The organism is Chryseobacterium sp. SIMBA_029, from assembly GCF_046535275.1.
Taxonomy (GTDB): Bacteria; Bacteroidota; Bacteroidia; order Flavobacteriales; family Weeksellaceae; genus Chryseobacterium.
The window spans coordinates 1-246 of sequence record NZ_JAWRXA010000704.1 but is presented as its reverse complement, the minus strand read 5'-3'; the positions used below and the strand labels follow the sequence as shown (position 1 = coordinate 246).

The window sequence follows — 246 nt, the reverse complement described above, 5'->3', positions numbered from 1 at the left end:
CTTTAAAAAACAAACTGGAGTAACCCCCAATGCCCTTAGAATGAACCTTGTTTGAATTTTATAGTTCTTGGTTTGAATTCTATACCAAAGATAGATGCTGTATACTCTAATTTTGTCTTGTAAAATTAAAATCAAAACCATCATGAAATTTAGAAAATTAGGAAATACAGGAGAGCAGCTTTCTGCTATTGGATTAGGTTGTATGGGAATGAGCTTTGCCTATGGGCCCGCAGATGAACAGGAAAG

The 246-nt window shown here is 35.0% G+C and carries 1 pseudogene; it reads left to right on the top strand.

The features are described from left to right. Window positions 1-142 precede the first annotated feature (142 nt). A pseudogene (locus tag SB679_RS25765) lies at window positions 143-246 on the top strand (aldo/keto reductase); the annotation flags it as partial.